Source organism: Streptomyces sp. NPDC059957, from assembly GCF_042730015.1.
In the GTDB taxonomy this organism is placed as follows: Bacteria; Actinomycetota; Actinomycetes; order Streptomycetales; family Streptomycetaceae; genus Streptomyces.
This window is the reverse complement of record NZ_JBHWMB010000060.1, coordinates 8,999-24,342: the sequence shown is the minus strand read 5'-3', so window position 1 is coordinate 24,342 and position 15,344 is coordinate 8,999. Positions and strand designations below refer to the sequence as shown.

General features: G+C 72.7%; 14 protein-coding genes. 6 read left to right on the top strand and 8 right to left on the bottom strand.

Going from position 1 to position 15,344, the window contains the following annotated elements; translation table 11 throughout:
- Window positions 1–13 precede the first annotated feature (13 nt).
- Complete coding sequence (locus ACFWBW_RS31195; protein WP_385379521.1) at window positions 14–466, bottom strand: ankyrin repeat domain-containing protein; 453 nt, start codon at window positions 464–466, stop codon at window positions 14–16.
- Between the two features lie 280 nt (window positions 467–746).
- On the opposite strand from ACFWBW_RS31195, the gene ACFWBW_RS31190 reads away from it, so the two are divergent.
- On the top strand, window positions 747–941 hold the full coding sequence (locus ACFWBW_RS31190; RefSeq protein WP_007262923.1) for a hypothetical protein: 195 nt from the start codon (window positions 747–749) through the stop codon (window positions 939–941).
- 51 nt (window positions 942–992) lie between these two features.
- Window positions 993–2,630: a hypothetical protein gene (locus ACFWBW_RS31185; protein ID WP_385379519.1), complete on the top strand. Its 1,638-nt coding sequence runs from the start codon at window positions 993–995 to the stop codon at window positions 2,628–2,630.
- 27 nt (window positions 2,631–2,657) lie between these two features.
- Here the strand turns inward: ACFWBW_RS31185 and ACFWBW_RS31180 are convergent, their stop codons facing one another.
- Window positions 2,658–4,160 carry a PLP-dependent aminotransferase family protein gene (locus tag ACFWBW_RS31180; RefSeq protein WP_385379516.1) on the bottom strand — a complete coding sequence of 501 codons (1,503 nt, stop codon included), beginning with the start codon at window positions 4,158–4,160 and terminating at the stop codon, window positions 2,658–2,660.
- 373 nt (window positions 4,161–4,533) lie between these two features.
- On the opposite strand from ACFWBW_RS31180, the gene ACFWBW_RS31175 reads away from it, so the two are divergent.
- The 3 genes from ACFWBW_RS31175 (at window position 4,534) to ACFWBW_RS31165 (ending at window position 7,459) form a co-directional block, all read left to right on the top strand.
- Entirely contained in the window at window positions 4,534–5,304 is a 771-nt protein-coding gene (locus tag ACFWBW_RS31175; RefSeq protein ID WP_385379513.1) for a glycerophosphodiester phosphodiesterase, read from the top strand.
- A gap of 67 nt (window positions 5,305–5,371) precedes the next feature.
- A complete protein-coding gene (locus tag ACFWBW_RS31170) occupies window positions 5,372–6,754 on the top strand; it encodes an MFS transporter (protein ID WP_385379510.1) in 1,383 nt (460 codons plus the stop codon).
- 330 nt (window positions 6,755–7,084) lie between these two features.
- Entirely contained in the window at window positions 7,085–7,459 is a 375-nt protein-coding gene (locus tag ACFWBW_RS31165; protein ID WP_007262928.1) for an RNA polymerase-binding protein RbpA, read from the top strand.
- Between the two features lie 129 nt (window positions 7,460–7,588).
- On the opposite strand, the gene fxsA is transcribed toward ACFWBW_RS31165, so the two are convergent.
- The 4 genes from fxsA to ACFWBW_RS31145 all read right to left on the bottom strand — a co-directional run bounded on the left by fxsA (window position 7,589) and on the right by ACFWBW_RS31145 (window position 11,688).
- Window positions 7,589–8,182, bottom strand: coding sequence for an FxsA family membrane protein (gene fxsA / locus ACFWBW_RS31160; RefSeq protein WP_385379507.1), 594 nt, complete (start codon window positions 8,180–8,182; stop codon window positions 7,589–7,591).
- A gap of 87 nt (window positions 8,183–8,269) precedes the next feature.
- Window positions 8,270–9,103, bottom strand: coding sequence for a polyprenol monophosphomannose synthase (locus ACFWBW_RS31155; protein WP_385379504.1), 834 nt, complete (start codon window positions 9,101–9,103; stop codon window positions 8,270–8,272).
- Window positions 9,104–9,412: 309 nt separating this feature from the next.
- Complete coding sequence (locus ACFWBW_RS31150) at window positions 9,413–11,074, bottom strand: amidohydrolase (protein WP_385379501.1); 1,662 nt, start codon at window positions 11,072–11,074, stop codon at window positions 9,413–9,415.
- A gap of 173 nt (window positions 11,075–11,247) precedes the next feature.
- Window positions 11,248–11,688, bottom strand: coding sequence for an Lrp/AsnC family transcriptional regulator (locus tag ACFWBW_RS31145; RefSeq protein ID WP_327309536.1), 441 nt, complete (start codon window positions 11,686–11,688; stop codon window positions 11,248–11,250).
- A 218-nt stretch (window positions 11,689–11,906) separates the two neighbouring features.
- Between ACFWBW_RS31145 and ACFWBW_RS31140 the strand changes: the two genes are divergently transcribed.
- Entirely contained in the window at window positions 11,907–12,365 is a 459-nt protein-coding gene (locus ACFWBW_RS31140; RefSeq protein WP_385379499.1) for a hypothetical protein, read from the top strand.
- Between the two features lie 36 nt (window positions 12,366–12,401).
- On the opposite strand, the gene ACFWBW_RS31135 is transcribed toward ACFWBW_RS31140, so the two are convergent.
- Together ACFWBW_RS31135 and ACFWBW_RS31130 are read right to left on the bottom strand one after the other, a co-directional pair.
- Complete coding sequence (locus ACFWBW_RS31135; RefSeq protein ID WP_385379496.1) at window positions 12,402–13,505, bottom strand: phosphotransferase family protein; 1,104 nt, start codon at window positions 13,503–13,505, stop codon at window positions 12,402–12,404.
- Between the two features lie 91 nt (window positions 13,506–13,596).
- A complete protein-coding gene (locus tag ACFWBW_RS31130) occupies window positions 13,597–14,730 on the bottom strand; it encodes a hypothetical protein (RefSeq protein ID WP_385379493.1) in 1,134 nt (377 codons plus the stop codon).
- Window positions 14,731–15,344: the final 614 nt, after the last annotated feature.

Sequence of the window (15,344 nt, the reverse complement as noted above, 5' to 3'; positions counted from 1 at the left end):
GGCCAAAAACGGACTACTTGGCTCCGAAAAGTTCCAGCAGGTCGGCCTTGGCGAACATGCGGGCCGTGTCCACGGCGGAGGGCGTTCCGGCGTTCGGGTCGGCGCCTCCGGCGAGCAGCGCGCGGATGACGGCCTCCTCGCCCTTGAAGACGGCGCCGGCGAGCGGGGTCTGGCCGCGGTCGTTGGCGCGGTCGGCCTCGGCTCCGCGGGCCAGCAGGGCCGTGACGGCGTCGGCGTGGCCGTGGTAGGCGGCGAGCATGACGAGGGTGTCGCCGCGGTCGTTGGTGAGGTTCGCCGGGACGCCCGCGTCGACGTACGCGGCGAGGGTCTCGGTCTCACCACGGCGGGCGAGGTCGAAGATCTTGGTGGCCAGTTCGACGACGTCCTCGTCGGGAACGCCCGGAGAGTCCTGGGAGGCCGGAGAGTCCTGGGAGGCCTGGGAGCCGTTCTCGACGTGCTCACTCATCGGTCGTACCGCCTTTCACGGGCAGGGCTGCGCACGGCACTGCGTCCGTACGGGTGAAGCGTCAGAGTAACGCCCGGACCTGCACATGAGCGGCGCGGGCCGAGGCAATGATCACCCTGCGGCCCCCGTGCCCCCATCCCGTCAGGCGCGCCAGCCGGGATGGGCCGGTCAAGTGAAAAATTAATGGATTCACCCATATGCACCTTTTATCGCATTGATACTTGCTGTGAGCCTGGAAGAACTGATGGTGACTGTCCCCACCCACCAGGAGAACTGACTCATGGTCCTGTCCATCTCAGGTGTCGTCCTGCTCGGCATCATCTGCTTCCTGTTCTTCAAGAAGGACGGCATGAAGCTGACGCACGCGTTCGTGTGCGCCCTCTTCGGCTTCTTCCTCGCCGGCTCCGCCATCGCCCCCAGCATCACGGCGAGCACGGCGAGCCTCGCGAGCCTTCTCGGCGGGATCAAGCTCTAGCGCCCGGCCCCGGCACCCACCCCGAAGCATCCACAACTCCAGGAGACGCCCGTGGCCCGGCGCCCACTTCCCCGCATCCTCAGCAGCGGCACCGTGTCGCTGACCCGGGGCCGCGACTTCGCTCGCACGGCCGCCGACAGCGCCACGGACGTCCTCCATCCGCTCCTCATCATCGGACGGGGCCTGCGCGTCCTGGCCTCGGCCGGACGGCGCAAGTGGTGCGACACCCCCAAGGACAAGCGTGGTCCCGCGCTGTTCCTGGGGGCCGCCTGCATCCTCGTGGTCGCGCTCGTCCCCTACGGTCCCCTCACCGCCCTGATCACCCTCATGGCGGCGGCGGCCTGGCAGGGACGCGACCGCACCCCGGTGAAGACCGGGCCCAGCGATGCCGAGACCGAACGGCTCGGCTCCCTCTACGAAGCCCTCGTGCCGTACTTCTCCATCCCGGAGGACCCGAGCCCCCTCTTCGCCCACGGCGGGGAGTGGGACAAGGCCTTCAGCGGCTACGAGTTCGACGAGGCGGGCCGTGTCACCCGGCTCCACATCCGCTACCCGGCCTACTTCACCGACGGCGAGGCCGCCTCCAGGGCCCGGATCGAGGCACTGCTGCACGCCAAGTCCGGGCGCGGACGGGAGTATCTCTTCGACTGGGACGAGGAGGGAAACCAGCTCGACCTGAGCGTGCTGGCGGCGCTGCCCACAGGTATCGCCGCCCAGCCCTTCGTCACCTCCCCCGGTGAGACCGTGCTCGGCTTCACCGACACCGGCACCGTGCAGCGCACCCTGCCCGTCCTGGAAGGCGACGAGCCCCGGGACGTGCCGCCGGTCATCTGGCGCACCGGCGCCCGTTCCGCCGAGCCCCACCTGCTGGCCGTGGGCCAGCCCGGCAGCGGTACCTCCACGCTGCTGCGCTCCGTCGCCCTGCAGGCCCTGCGGCACGGGGGCGACGTCCTGATCGTGGAGGGCGGCGGCACCGGCGAGTACTCCTGCCTCCTGGGCCGCACCGGAGTCCTCGCCGTGGAGTGCGGGCCGACCGGGGCGCTGGCCACCCTGGAATGGGCCGCCCGCGAGACCGAGCGGCGCCTGATCGCCACCCACCGGGCCCGCGAAGCCGGCCGGCCCGCGCCCGAGGACACCCGCCGCCCGCTGTGGATCCTGCTCGACCGGCCCAGCGTGCTGGCCCACCTGGCCGTCGCCGAGGGCGCCCCCGATCCGATCGCGCAGCTCCAGGTGCCGCTGCGGCACGGGCGCGCCGCGCACGTCACCGTGGTGGTGGCCGAGCAGTTCGACCACCTGGAGCTGCTGAACGACTCCGTCTGGCAGCACACGAGGGCCCGCGTGGTGCTCGGAGCCGCCACGATCCAGCAGATCGCCGATGTGCTGGGGCTGCCCCCGCACACCACGCCGACGGCCGTACTGCCGCCCGGACGCGGGTACGCCCGGCTCGGCGCCGGCCCCGTGCACCGGCTCCAGGTGCCGGCCACGCCGGACCCGTACGACGACGCCACCCACCCGGGGCACCGGCAGGCGGTACTGGACCTGCTGCCCGAGCGGCAGGCACCGCCCAAGCCCGTCCCGGACCACGTCACGCTCGGCAAGCCGCTGCACATCGTCCAGCCGCCCGCCCAGGCACAGGCCCCGGCGATCGACGCGTCCGAGATCCCCGAGGTCCCGGCGGACGCCCCGTAGGGCGTCCCTTCCGGACCTTTCCCGCTCCTACGCGACGAAGGTGCGCGGCGGCTCCGCCCCGCCGCCGCCCGCTCCCGTGGCCACCAGCCGGGCCGCGGCGGCCAGCCGGGCCGCCGCTTCCTCGGCCACCGGCCCGCCGACGGTGAAGGGGAGCCGGACGTACCCCTCGAAGGCCCCGTCGACACCGAACCGCGGCCCCGAGGGGACCCGCACTCCGACCCGCTCCCCCACCTCGGCCAGCCGGGAACCGGAGAGCCCGCCCGCGCGGGCCCACAGCGTCAGGCCGCCGAGCGGGACCCGGAACTCCCAGTCCGGCAGCTCCCGGCGGACCGCCGCCACCAGGGCGTCCCGGTTCTCGCGGGCCTGGTCGCGGCGGATCTCCACGGCCTTCTCCCAGCCTCCGGTGCGCATCAGCCAGTCCACCGCGAGCTGTTCCAGCACGGGGGTGCCCAGGTCTGCGTAGGCGCGTGCGGCCACCAGGCTGCGGATGACGTCGGGGGCCGCGCGGACCCAGCCGATGCGCATCCCGGCCCAGAAGGCCTTGCTCGCGGAGCCGACGGTGATGACGGTGGAGCCGGCCGGGTCGAAGGAACAGACGGGGCGGGGCATCTCCATCACCGGGTCGAACTGGAGCTCGACCATGGTCTCGTCGGCGACGAGGACGGTACCGGCCGAGCGGGCCGCCTCGACCATCGCGCGGCGCTGCTCGTCGGAGGCCAGGGCCCCGGTCGGGTTGTGGAAGTCGGCGACCACGTAGGCCAGGCGGGGGGCGGAGTCGCGCAGCACCTGGCGCCAGACGTCCATGTCCCAGCCGCTCAGCCCCTCCCCCATGGCGACGGGCACCAGGCGGACCCCGGCGGCGCGCATGAGCTGGAGGATGTTGGCGTAGGAGGGGGATTCGACGGCGATCCGCTCGCCGCGCCCCGCGAAGAGGCTGCAGATGGCGTCGATGGCGCCCATCGCGCCCGTGGTGACCATGATCTGCTCGGGCATGGTCGGGATGCCGCGCTCGGTGTAGCGGTCGGCGAGCATGCGGCGCAGCGCGGGCAGGCCGGCCGGGTAGTCCCCGTGGGTGTGGGCGTACGGCGGGAGCTCCTCCAGGGCGCCCTGGACGGCCTTGGTGAGCCAGGGCTCGGGGGCCGGGAGCGCGGCGCAGCCGAGGTCGATCATCGAGCCGAGGGACTCGGGGGGCAGGGGCTCCAGGCCGCGGGCCGGCATGGGGTTGCCGGCGGGCACCGAGGTCCAGCTGCCCGCGCCCCGGCGGGATTCGAGGAACCCCTCGCCGCGCAGGGCCTCGTAGGCGGCGGCGACGGTGGTGCGGCTGACGGAGAGCGCGACGGCCAGTTCCCGCTCGGCGGGGAGCCGGGCGGCCACGGGGATGCGGCCTTCGAGGACGAGCAGGCGTACGCCGTCGGCGAGCGTGCGGTACGCGGGCAGCTTGCGCCCGCCGGGCGCGGCGGTCCGGCCCTGCTGTGAGGTGATGAGCCGGCCGAGCTGTGCGGCACCGACGGCCGAGGTCCACTGCGCCATGTCGTCCGGTCCACCTTCGTCGAATTGGCCTCTGCCGGCCCGCGCGGGCCTGCATTGGATTGGTTCTACGGGGTCCAGGGTGCCACGGAGTCCTCCGCCCGAAATGGGCAGGCCCAGGAATCGGGCCCGCCTGTAGCGTCCGGAGGATGACCCTCGACCTCTTCCCCCGCGCCATTCCGGGTGGCGGGGGCCGGACTCGCTGGTGGCGGTCCAGCGGGGTGAGGCGCGGTACTACGACGCCCCGCGGTACCGGGCCGCGTACGTGTACTCCGGCGTAGATCCATGGGTGCTGCGGAACTGATCCGGCGGGCCGTTCACCGGGCGGCCATCGGGGCACTCCCGCACCGGCGGGAGCAGGGGGCATACTGCCGCGGTGACGCATGTACGCCAACCCCACCCCTACCTCGACCACCCCGGTCCCATCCCCTTCGCGCACCGCGGTGGGGCAGCGGACGGGCTGGAGAACACCGCCGCGGCCTTCCGGCGGGCCGCCGCCGCGGGCTACCGGTACTTCGAGACCGATGTGCACGCCAGCGCCGACGGGAAGCTGGTCGCCTTCCACGACGCCACCCTGGACCGGGTCACCGATGGCCAGGGGCGCATCCGGGAGCTGCCGTGGAAGCGGATCCGCGAGGTCCGGGCCGGCGGGACCGAGCCCCTCGCGCTCTTCGAGGACCTGCTGGAGGAGTTCCCGGACGCCCGGTGGAACGTGGACCTCAAGGACGAGTCCGCCGTGCACCCGCTGGTCGGCCTGATCGCTCGGACCGGGGTCTGGGACCGGGTGTGCGTGGGTTCCTTCTCCGAGCGCCGGGTCGCCCGGGCCCAGAAGATCGCCGGCCCCCGCCTCGCGACCTCGTACGGGGTGGCGGGGGTGTTCGGGCTGCGGCTGCGGTCGTACGCGATCCCCGCGGCGCTGCGCGCGGGCGCGGTGGCGGCGCAGGTGCCGGAGACCCAGGCGGGCATTCGCGTGGTGGACCGGAGGTTCGTGCGGACGGCCCACGAGCGGGGGCTCCAGGTGCACGTGTGGACCGTGAACGAACCGGAACGCATGGAGGCTCTCCTGGACCTGGGAGTCGATGGCATCATGACCGACCGGATCGACATCTTGCGCACGGTGCTGGACCGGCGCGGAGCCTGGGCCTGACCGGCCCGTTCGGCTGCGCGCCAGGTGGCGGCGGCCGCAGCGGTACGGGGACAGCGAGGGGGCACCGATGAGTGCGCAGACGACGGACGAGGCGGAACCGGGGGCCGAGGACGGCAGAGCCGCCGCGGCGGCGACGGCCGCGCGCAAGCGCGAGCAGCGCGGCTGGTACTTCTACGACTTCGCGGTGTCGGTGTACTCGGCGAGCGTGCTCACCGTGTTCCTCGGGCCGTACCTCACGTCGATCGCCAAGGCCGCGGCCGACGCCGAGGGCTTCGTGCATCCGCTGGGCGTCCCGGTGCGGGCCGGTTCCTTCTTCGCCTACACGGTGTCCGCCTCGGTGATCCTGGCCGTGCTGCTCATGCCGCTGGCGGGGGCGGTCGCCGACCGGACCGGCCGCAAGAAGCCGCTGCTGGCCGTGGCCGCGTACACGGGGGCGGCGGCGACGGCCGGGATGTTCTTCCTGGCCGGCGAGCGCTACCTGCTGGGCGGGCTGCTCCTGATCGTGGCGAACGCCTCGCTGTCGGTCTCGATGGTGCTGTACAACGCCTATCTGCCGCAGATCTCCACGCCGGACGAGCGGGACACGGTCTCCTCGCGCGGCTGGGCCTTCGGGTACACCTCGGGCTCGCTGATGCTCGTGATGAACCTGGCGCTCTACATGGGCCACGACTCCTTCGGTCTCACCGAGGGCATGGCGATCCGCATCTGCCTGGCCTCCGCGGGCCTGTGGTGGGGGGCCTTCGCGCTGATTCCGCTGCGCCGGCTGCGGGACCGCGCCGTGGTCCGGGAGCCGGGGGCGGCCCCGGCCGTCAGCGGCTGGAAGCAGCTCATCGCCACCCTGAAGGACATGCGGCGCTACCCCCTGACCCTGTCGTTCCTGCTGGCGTACCTGATCTACAACGACGGCGTGCAGACGGTGATCTCCCAGGCCTCGATCTACGGGTCGGAGGAGCTGAAGCTGGAGCAGTCCACCCTCATCGGGGCGATCCTGCTCGTCCAGGTCCTCGCGGTGGCGGGTGCGCTGGGGATGGGCCGGCTGGCCCTCCGGTACGGCGCCAAGCGGACGATTCTCGGATCGCTGGCGGCCTGGGGCGTGACGCTGGCCGCCGGATACTTCCTGCCGGCCCGGACCCCGGTGTGGTTCTTCGCACTCGCCGCGATGATCGGGCTGGTGCTGGGCGGCAGCCAGGCGCTGTCGCGCTCGCTGTTCTCGCACCTGGTCCCGGCGGGCAAGGAGGCCGAGTACTTCTCGGCGTACGAGATGAGCGACCGGGGGCTGAGCTGGGTGGGACCGCTCGTTTTCGGGCTCACGTACCAGGTCACGGGCAGCTACCGGGACGCGATCATCTCGTTGGTGGTCTTCTTCGCACTGGGTTTCGTGCTGCTCGCCCGAGTGCCGGTGCGGCGTGCGGTGGAGGCGGCGGGGAATCCTGTACCCGAGCGGATCTGACCGGGGATCCTGCGGATCCGACGGTTCCGCCGGCTCCGGCGGAACCGCGGCCGCACGAATTCGGAACGAATTTCGACGTTCAAGCTAAGGGCCGGTAGTGTACGCCTTTGGCCTGCCAGGCGGACCGTTACTGCGTGCTTATGAAGTGAAGACGTTGGGTGACATCTGCTGCCAGATGTGACAAAACGGGCACTGGTGGGTACAACAAGGGGCGGTACGACGGGCGACGCATGACCCGGAGCGGGAATCTATACCGCCGACCGGACGTTGACCGGATGACGACGACAGCGACACCTGTCCTGTGGGCGACAAGCCCGGGAGGCACGATTCATGAGTGAGCGAGCTCTCCGCGGTACGCGGCTCGTGGTTACCAGCTACGAGACGGACCGCGGCATCGATCTGGCCCCGCGCCAGGCGGTGGAGTACGCATGCCAGAACGGACATCGATTTGAGATGCCGTTCTCGGTTGAGGCAGAAATTCCGCCGGAGTGGGAGTGCAAGGCGTGTGGCGCCATGGCACTCCTGGTTGACGGGGATGGGCCCGAAGAGAAGAAGGGCAAGCCTGCGCGAACGCACTGGGACATGCTCATGGAGCGGCGCACCCGCGAGGAGCTGGAGGAAGTGCTTGCCGAGAGGCTCGCGGTCCTTCGTTCCGGCGCCATGAACATTGCCGTGCATCCGCGGGACAGCCGCAAGTCCGCCTGACAGCCGGACGCAGCACAGCGGCGAGCATCACCGCAGCACCGTAAGACAGCACGAAGCCGAGGGGCCCCACCACGCAATGTGGTGGGGCCCCTCGGCTTTGTCCGTGGCTCAGGGGGCCGGCTCTGTGGCTCAGGGGGTCAGCGGCGGCCGGTGGCCGTTGTCGGGCCGCTGCGGCCCGTCCTCGCGGATGACCTCGCCGTGGATGACCTCGCCCGGGACGACCTTGCCGTCCGGGTAGTGGATCCGGGCCTGCTGGAACGCGTCCCCGAAGGAGCCGGCCGGCGCGGAGGCCATCTTCCGCTCCAGGGAGCGGGCGGCCCTGCGGCCGATCAGGGCGCGGACGGGCGGGAGCAGGAGCAGCAGACCGGCCGCGTCGGAGATCAGGCCGGGCATCATCAGGAGGAGGCCTGCCAGCATGGTCAGGCCGTTGCCCGTGCCGGGCTTGCCGGGCTGCGGCCCAGTCGGCTGACGGCCCTCCTGGGCCTGCTGGAAGGTGTCCGTCAGGTTCTTGAAGGCGCGGCGCCCGGCACGCTTGATGACCACCGCACCCAGCACCAGGCCGCCCGCGAGCAGCAGGGCGACGCCCCCGCCGCCGATCAGCCCGGCGACCTGGCCGAGCAGCCAGATCTCCAGGATCAACCAGGCCGCGATGGCCAGGGGAAGGTACGTACGGGCGGGCGAACGCCGCCGGGGGGCCGTAGAGGTCGGAACTCCGGTCGTCATATCCCCAGTGTGCCCGGGCCGGCGTAAAGACGTCCTCAGCCGGAGGTACCGGACATCCCCTAGGGGTGGCGGACCGCCCGGCGCGGGCTACTTGCCCCCGGCCTTGCCCGTCCGCTTGCCCGTCAGCGTGTCCGACACCTTGTCCGAGAGCTTGCCGGCGTGCTCCTTGATGCCCCACTGGGTGACCCGCCAGAGGGCCTCCACCACGATGTCCTTGCTCATCTTGCTGTCGCCGAACTCGCGCTCGACGAAGGTGATGGGCACCTCGACCACGCGGAAGCCCTTCTGCACGGCCCTGCGGGCCAGGTCGACCTGGAAGCAGTAGCCGGCGGAGGCCACATCGGCCAGGCCCAGCCCTTCGAGGGTCTCGCGGCGGAAGGCGCGGTAGCCGCCGGTCACGTCGCGGATCGGGACTCCCAGCATCAGCCGGGAGTACGTGGACCCGCCCCGGGAGAGGAACTCGCGGCTCTTGGGCCAGTTGACCACCCGGCCGCCCGGCACCCAGCGGGAGCCCAGCACCAGGTCGGCGCCCTCCAGGGCGGTGAGCAGCCTCGGCAGCTCCTCGGGCTGGTGGGAGCCGTCGGCGTCCATCTCGATGATGACGCCGTAGCCGTTCTCCAGGCCCCACCCGAAGCCCGCCAGGTAGGCGGCCCCGAGCCCTTCCTTGCCCTTGCGGTGCAGGACGTGGACCTGGTCGTCACCGGCGGCCAGCTCGTCGGCGAGCTTTCCGGTGCCGTCCGGGCTGTTGTCGTCGGCGACCAGGACGTGGGCCCCGGGTACAGCCGCGCGGACGCGGCCGACGATCAGCCCGATGTTCTCCGCCTCGTTGTAGGTCGGAATGATCACCAAGGCCGTGCCGAGCGGTCCGTAGCTTCGCTGTCCGCCGTCGCTCACTGATTCCCCTTTTGCGTTCTCGTACATCCTGTACGTCGTGTCGCAGAGGATGATTTTAGAACAGCGATCGGGGCCCGCGGTCCTTCGGGCCGGACCGGCTCCCGCTGGCTGCGGGCCGCCTGACCGTTGTCTACTGGACCGCAGGGCCCCGATCTGAGGCCACCCGCCCCCAAGCTCCTTCGGAGCAGGGGGGACACCCTTGCGGCGAAACCTTCCCTCGCCCCCGAGGCGCGGGCGCGGCTGTGCGATCGGCTCCGTCCGGTCGGGACGTCCGCTGGTGGACCCGGCCGAACCTATCCGGGTCCGGCCGCGCTCACCGAACCGCGACCTCCCGGATCACCCCTGTGGGCGTACGAATACCTCCCGGCCGCCGACCACGGTGGCCAGGCAGACCGGCAGCTCTCCGCCGGGGGTCAGGTCAGGCAGTCCGGGGGTGCCGGAACGGGGGTCCGTGGACCAGCGGGCGACCCGGTCGTCGGGGGCCTGCACCACCAGTTCGGCCGTGTCCCAGACCGCGTAGTCGGCCGGGGCGCCGGGGACCAGGATGCCCGCGTCGTCGCGTCCCAGGGCCCGCCAGCCGCCCCGGGTGTGGGCCGCGAAGGCGGCCCGTGCGGAGATGCGGTGGGCGGGCGTGTGGTGGAAGGCGGCCGCCCGGACGGTGCCCCAGGGGTCGAGCGGGGTGACCGGGGCGTCGGAGCCGAAGGCGAGCGGGACGCCGGCCTTGAGCATGGCCGCGTACGGGTTGAGGGTGCGGGCGCGGTCGGCGCCGAGCCGGTCGGCGTACATGCCCTGCTCACCGCCCCAGAGCGCGTCGAAGGCGGGCTGCACGGAGGCCGTGAGGCCGAGCTCGGCGAAGGCGGCGATGGTGGCCGGGGTCATCATCTCGGCGTGCTCGACGCGGTGCCGGGCGGCGCGGACGCGGTCCAGGCCGACCTTGTCGGCGGCGGCCCGGACCCCGGTGACCACGGCGGTGATCGCGGCGTCCCCGATGGCGTGGAAGCCCGCCTGGAGGCCCGCCTCGGTGCAGGCGGCGACGTGTTCGGCGACGGCCCGCGCGTCGAGGTAATCGGTGCCGGTGTGGGCCGCGTCGGCGTACGGGGCGTGCAGGCAGGCGGTGTGCGAGCCGAGGGCTCCGTCGACGAAGAGGTCGCCGGCGGCCCCGACGGCGCCGAGTTCCTCGACCAGGGCGAGGTCCCGGTCGGCCCAGTAGCCGAAGACCCGGGGGCCGGGGTGGGTCCGTGCCAGCTCCAGGAGGGCCGCGAAGTCCTCCGGCGAGGAGATCTCCGGGCCGCCGCACTCGTGGACGGAGCCGATCCCGAGGGAAGCGGCCCGGTCCAGGGCCGCTCGCTGGGCCTCGGCGCGCTGGGCCGGGGTCAGCGCGCCGAGCGCGGCGCGACGCACGGCGTGGTGGGCGTCGCGGGTCAGCGGCTCGTCGGCCGCCGCGCTCGCCTCGGGTACGAGCCGGAGCAGCGCCGTGGTCACCACGGCGGAGTGCGCGTCGATGCGGCTGAGATAGAGCGGGCGGCCGCCGGTGGCCTCGTCGAGCTCCTGCCTGCGGGGCGCGCGGCGTTCGGGCCAGCGGGCGGCGTCCCAGCCGTGGCCGAGCAGCACCCGGTCGGCGGGACGGCCGTCCGCGTACGCGCGCACGCGCTGGAGGGCTTCGGCGAGGGAGGCGGCCGTGGAGAGGTCCAGGCCGGTCAGGGCGAGGCCGGCGGACGTGGTGTGCACGTGGGCGTCGGTGAAGGCGGGGGTGACGAGCGCCCCGCCGAGGTCGACGACCTCGTCCACACCCTGCGCGAAGGCGTCCGCGGCGCCCTCGGAGCCGACCCAGGCGATGTGGCCGCGCTCCACGACCATCGCGGTGGCGAAGGGATCGGCGGGGCTGTGGACCTCGCCGCCGCGCAGGAGGACCGTACGGGTGCCTCCGGCGGTGGGGGTGGGGTCCGTGGCGCGGTGGCCTCCGGCGGCGTTGGCGGAGTCGGCGGTGCGGTCTGTCATGCCGACAGTCTGGCGGGTGCGGTCCGCCTCGCGGAACACGGCCCCTCTGCGGGGGGCCGGGGGCCCCTACCCGCCCCTCCCCGCTCCCCGGGGCCCCGGACCCCTTCTCCGCGCGGCGTCGCTCCCGGGGCTCCGCCCCGGGCCCCGCGCCTCAAACGCCGGCGAGGCTGGAATTACACCCGGGGCGGGCGGGCCTCGTACGGGGTGGAGAGGACCACCGTCGTGCGGGTGGAGACGTGGGCCAGGGCGCGCAGGCGGCTCAGGAGGTCTTCCAGTTCCAGGGGGGTGGCCACGCGGACCTTGAGGATGTAGTTCTCGTCGCCCGCGACGCTGTGGCAGGCCTCGATCTCGGGGACCCCGGACAGCCGGTCCGCGATGTCGTCGGGTGCGCTCGGATCGAAGGGCTTGACCGAGATGAAGGCCGTGAGGGGCAGGCCGACGGCCTCCGGGTCCACGACGGCCGCGTACCCGCGGATGACACCGCGCTGCTCCAGCCGGCGTACTCGCTGATGGACCGCCGACGTGGACAGTCCGGTGGCCTTGCCCAGGTCCGTGTAGCTCATCCGCCCGTCCCGCACGAGCAGATCCACGATCTGGCGGTCCAGCTCCTCCATTGCGCTCATAGCCGCACAACTTACGGCCCCGAACCGTTCAGGCCCAGCCGTGTCCACGGATTGAGGTGGCACCTGCGGCAGGCATGTGACCAAGGCCACAGGGGTAAGCGGGCGTACGACGGCCGGATGTGGTTACTCGTGCCGCGCGACGGGAAGTGCTTGGGGTGGCCGTGGCCGAAGAACCTGCCCGCCCGGCCCACCCAAGGGGGAGTACATCCATGCTGAACACCAAGCGCGCCGGTCGCATCGAACCGGAGCCCCTGGAAAGCGTCGAGAGCGGTTACGCCGACGACGACGAGTACCTCGAATACGACGCCGAGGGATTCGAGATCCACCACGCGACCTGCCCCGACTGCGGCCAGTCGATCGCCCTCGTCGCGGACGAGGAGTTCCTGCCGGAGCACGCCCTCTGCCTCACCCCGTGGAACCCCTTCGGGCTCACGGTGTGCGCGGGCACCGGGCGGCCCGCGTCCGACGCGCTTCCCACCCTCGGGTTCGGCGGCGACGAGCTCGCCCAGGAGCTCGAACTGGAGCCCGTCGTCCACCTGGCACTGCCCCAGGGGCTGGACTGGCGCACGCAGCCCTTCTCGCACGTCGGCGGCCCCGGCTCGCGTCCCGTGCGGATGCCGGCGCCCGCGGCGATGCCGCAGATGCGCCAGCACGCGCAGGCCGCCTGATCCCCGGGCCGAGCGACTGCCGGGGGTTCAAGGGGTTTACCAGTACGTTCCCTGCACCATGGCCGTGAGGCTGGCATGGTGCAGGATCAAGCCGTCGGGGTCCGCCGGGATCTCGACCTCGCCGAAGTGCGCCTGCCGGTAGGCGATGCGCAGCATCACGATCCCGTGCCGCAGGGCGGCGTAGAGCGTGTGGAACTCCATGTCCCGCGGCGTGTGCCCGGTGAGTTCGGCGTACCGGCGTTCGATGTCCTCCCGGCGCAGGAAGCCCGGCAGGCCCGGCTGGCCGAAACTGACGGTCAGGTCCTGGAAGAAGCAGTGCAGATAGACCGTCCAGCCCAGGTCGACCTCGCGCGGGGCGCAGGCCGCCATCTCCCAGTCGAGCACGGCCACCGGTTCGAAGCCGTCGCTCTGGTAGATGACGTTGCCGATGCGCGCGTCGCCCCAGTTGAGGACCGCCGGGCCGCCCTCGTCGTCCGGCCAGAGCTCTTCGAGGCGGGCGAACGCCCGCTCCAGCAGCGGTGATCGGGACTTCCCCGCCACCACCCAGTCGTAGTAGGCGCGTTGGGACTCGACGTGTCGGCGCAGCGGGCTTCCGTCGCCCTCCGGGAGGAGGAACCGTGCCTCCTCCGAAGGGAACTGGTCGTGGAGGCGGGCGAGCAGCGCGATGCTCGACTCCTGGAGCTCGGCGCGCTGCGCGTCGGTCGCGGAGTGCAGCCAGTTCCCCTCGTAGGTGTAGGGCATCACGTCGGGCGGTACGCGTCCTTCGGCGCGGGCCATCACGAAGAAGGGTGCCCCGAGCGGGCCGGGGTCCTCTTCCAGCCACTGCACGCGCGGGACCGGCAGGTCGGTGTGGGTGGCGACCAGGCTCATGACCCGGTGCTGGCGGGGCATGTCGTAGGTGGGGAAGACGGTGTAGGCGGCCGGGTCGGCGGCGAGGCGCAGGGCGCAGGCGCGGATCGGGGCGTCGGGGTGCTCTATGTCGAAGAGCAGGGTCTCGCTGGACATCCCGTTGGAACCGGGGACGGAGATGTTGGTGACCTTCGCGCCGGGGAGCTCGGTGTCGAGCCAGGCGGCGAGGCGCCGGCCCAGCTCCTCGGGTTCGCGGGTGGAGGTACGGGGGCGCGGTGCCGGTCCTGCCATGGGAAACCCCTTCTCTGGCTTGACTGTTGAGGTTGAGGTCGAGGTCGAGGTTGAGGTGCTGGTGGTGGGCGTTCCGTCCGGTGGGCCGGGGTTACGGGGCCACCGAGCTGTAGTCGGCGAAGCCGCTGGGGTCGTGGCGGCCGAAGCTGCCGTGCTCGAAGATTCCGTAGCCGGTGCGGCCTTCGAGGGTGAAGCGGGCCGAGTGGTCGGTGACGCCGAAGGCGGCCATGGGGTGGGCCGTGGGGTCGGAGAGGTCGTAGGTGCGGCGGTCGGTCCAGCCGCGGCCCTGCCAGGTGCCGTGCTGCCAGTCGGAGGCGGGCGGGTAGCCGGCGCCGACGGCGAGCGGGGAGGAGTTCAGGATCTCCACGCCGAGTTCCAGGGGCTTGCGGCCGGCCGGGTCGGTGAGGTGGACGACGGCGCTCTCGGGGTGGCGGCTGCCCGGGCGGTAGCGGATGTCGGTGTGCGGCCAGCCGAGCTGTACGTCGTGGCGGCCGCTGCCCTCGGGGAACACCTGGACGGCCTCGCTGAGGGCCCGGTGGCCGTCGGCGTCCTCCTGGGTGATGACCATCAGGAAGCGGTCCTCGAACCGGACGGGGATCCAGAGCCAGTGGAAGCCCTCGGGCCGGTGCTCCTCGGCGGCGCGGCCGCCCTCCTCGCCGGGGATCGGGCGCACGCCCCAGCTCCGGTCGCGGGTGCCGGTCCAGTCTGCGTCCAGGATGAATTCCTCGCCCTTGGCGCGGATGGTGCCGGTGACGCTCCCCGCCTGGACGAAGCGGCGGCCTTCGAGGATGAGGCGGTCGCCCCGGCGCTGGGTGTGGTGCGGCTCCCACACGGCGGGGAACCCGGCGGTCCAGGTGATCTCGTACGAGAGCCCGTCGGGGTCCTCGGGGTCGGCGGCGCAGGAGAGGGTGAGCTGCCGGAGGGGTTCGTCGACGGTGATGCGGAGCGGGCCGACGGAGAGGTTCATGCGGTCGTCGGTGAGGGCGTCGGAGGCTCGCACCGCGAGGAGTTCGTCGCCGACGCGGAGGGTGGCGTAGGCGTCGATGACACCGGCGTTGGGGTAGACCCCTAGACCGAGGATCAGGACGGCGCGGCCCGCGTGGTCGAAGACGTGGAAGATGCAGCGGTCATAGGCGTTGCGGTCGCCGGTGACGAGGTGCTTCATCGACAACGGGGCCTGGTGGATTGGGTATTCATCGAGCGGAACGGGCCGGTCGGCGGGCATGGCGAACCTCCGGATACGGGTGCGAGGGGTGACACCTGGGCGGAGATGACGGTACGTCAGATTGCGGGGCGGGGGCCAGGGTTGTGGCACGAACTGGCGGGTGGACACGTCGTGCGGGGGCCCGGTTGGGGCGGGCCGTCGACGGGGGGTGCGCCCTCCCCGGGCCTGGGGTCCCCCGTGGGCGCCCGGGGTGGGCGCCCGGCGGGCCGGTCCCGCTGGGGGCTCGGAGCTCTGCTCGGTCGGCGCCGGACTCGTGCCCGGTCCCGCGGGGCGGGGCGGGGCGGGGCGCCGGGCCGGCGGGGTGCGGTGGAGCGGCTGTGCCGCCTTCCGGGCCCACGGCCCCGATGCCTGGGCGCATGGGTGGCGGAGTCGGGGGCCTTGGCGTCGGGCCGACGGGGTCCGAGTGGCGCCCTGCGGGGCTGTCCCCTACCCGCCCTTCCCCCGTTCCCCGGGGCTTCGCCCCGGACCCGTTTGCCGGGTGCGGCGCGGTTTCCGGGTGCGGCGCCAGCAGGAGGCCACCTTCCGCGCACCGCGCGGCACCCCGGGGCTTCGACCCCGGACCCGTCGCCGGGTGCGGCGCGGTTTCCGGGTGCGGCGCCAGCAGGAGGCCGCCC

What these genes read in the sequence shown, in the direction of transcription:
- ACFWBW_RS31195 (WP_385379521.1), bottom strand. Translation starts at nt 466, where the DNA reads ATGAGTGAGCACGTCGAGAACGGCTCCCAGGCCTCCCAGGACTCTCCG.
- ACFWBW_RS31190 (WP_007262923.1), top strand. Translation starts at nt 747, where the DNA reads ATGGTCCTGTCCATCTCAGGTGTCGTCCTGCTCGGCATCATCTGCTTC.
- ACFWBW_RS31180 (WP_385379516.1), bottom strand. Translation starts at nt 4,160, where the DNA reads ATGGCGCAGTGGACCTCGGCCGTCGGTGCCGCACAGCTCGGCCGGCTC.
- ACFWBW_RS31170 (WP_385379510.1), top strand. Translation starts at nt 5,372, where the DNA reads ATGAGTGCGCAGACGACGGACGAGGCGGAACCGGGGGCCGAGGACGGC.
- ACFWBW_RS31165 (WP_007262928.1), top strand. Translation starts at nt 7,085, where the DNA reads ATGAGTGAGCGAGCTCTCCGCGGTACGCGGCTCGTGGTTACCAGCTAC.
- fxsA (WP_385379507.1), bottom strand. Translation starts at nt 8,182, where the DNA reads ATGACGACCGGAGTTCCGACCTCTACGGCCCCCCGGCGGCGTTCGCCC.
- ACFWBW_RS31155 (WP_385379504.1), bottom strand. Translation starts at nt 9,103, where the DNA reads ATGTACGAGAACGCAAAAGGGGAATCAGTGAGCGACGGCGGACAGCGA.
- ACFWBW_RS31150 (WP_385379501.1), bottom strand. Translation starts at nt 11,074, where the DNA reads ATGACAGACCGCACCGCCGACTCCGCCAACGCCGCCGGAGGCCACCGC.
- ACFWBW_RS31145 (WP_327309536.1), bottom strand. Translation starts at nt 11,688, where the DNA reads ATGGAGGAGCTGGACCGCCAGATCGTGGATCTGCTCGTGCGGGACGGG.
- ACFWBW_RS31140 (WP_385379499.1), top strand. Translation starts at nt 11,907, where the DNA reads ATGCTGAACACCAAGCGCGCCGGTCGCATCGAACCGGAGCCCCTGGAA.
- ACFWBW_RS31135 (WP_385379496.1), bottom strand. Translation starts at nt 13,505, where the DNA reads ATGGCAGGACCGGCACCGCGCCCCCGTACCTCCACCCGCGAACCCGAG.
- ACFWBW_RS31130 (WP_385379493.1), bottom strand. Translation starts at nt 14,730, where the DNA reads ATGCCCGCCGACCGGCCCGTTCCGCTCGATGAATACCCAATCCACCAG.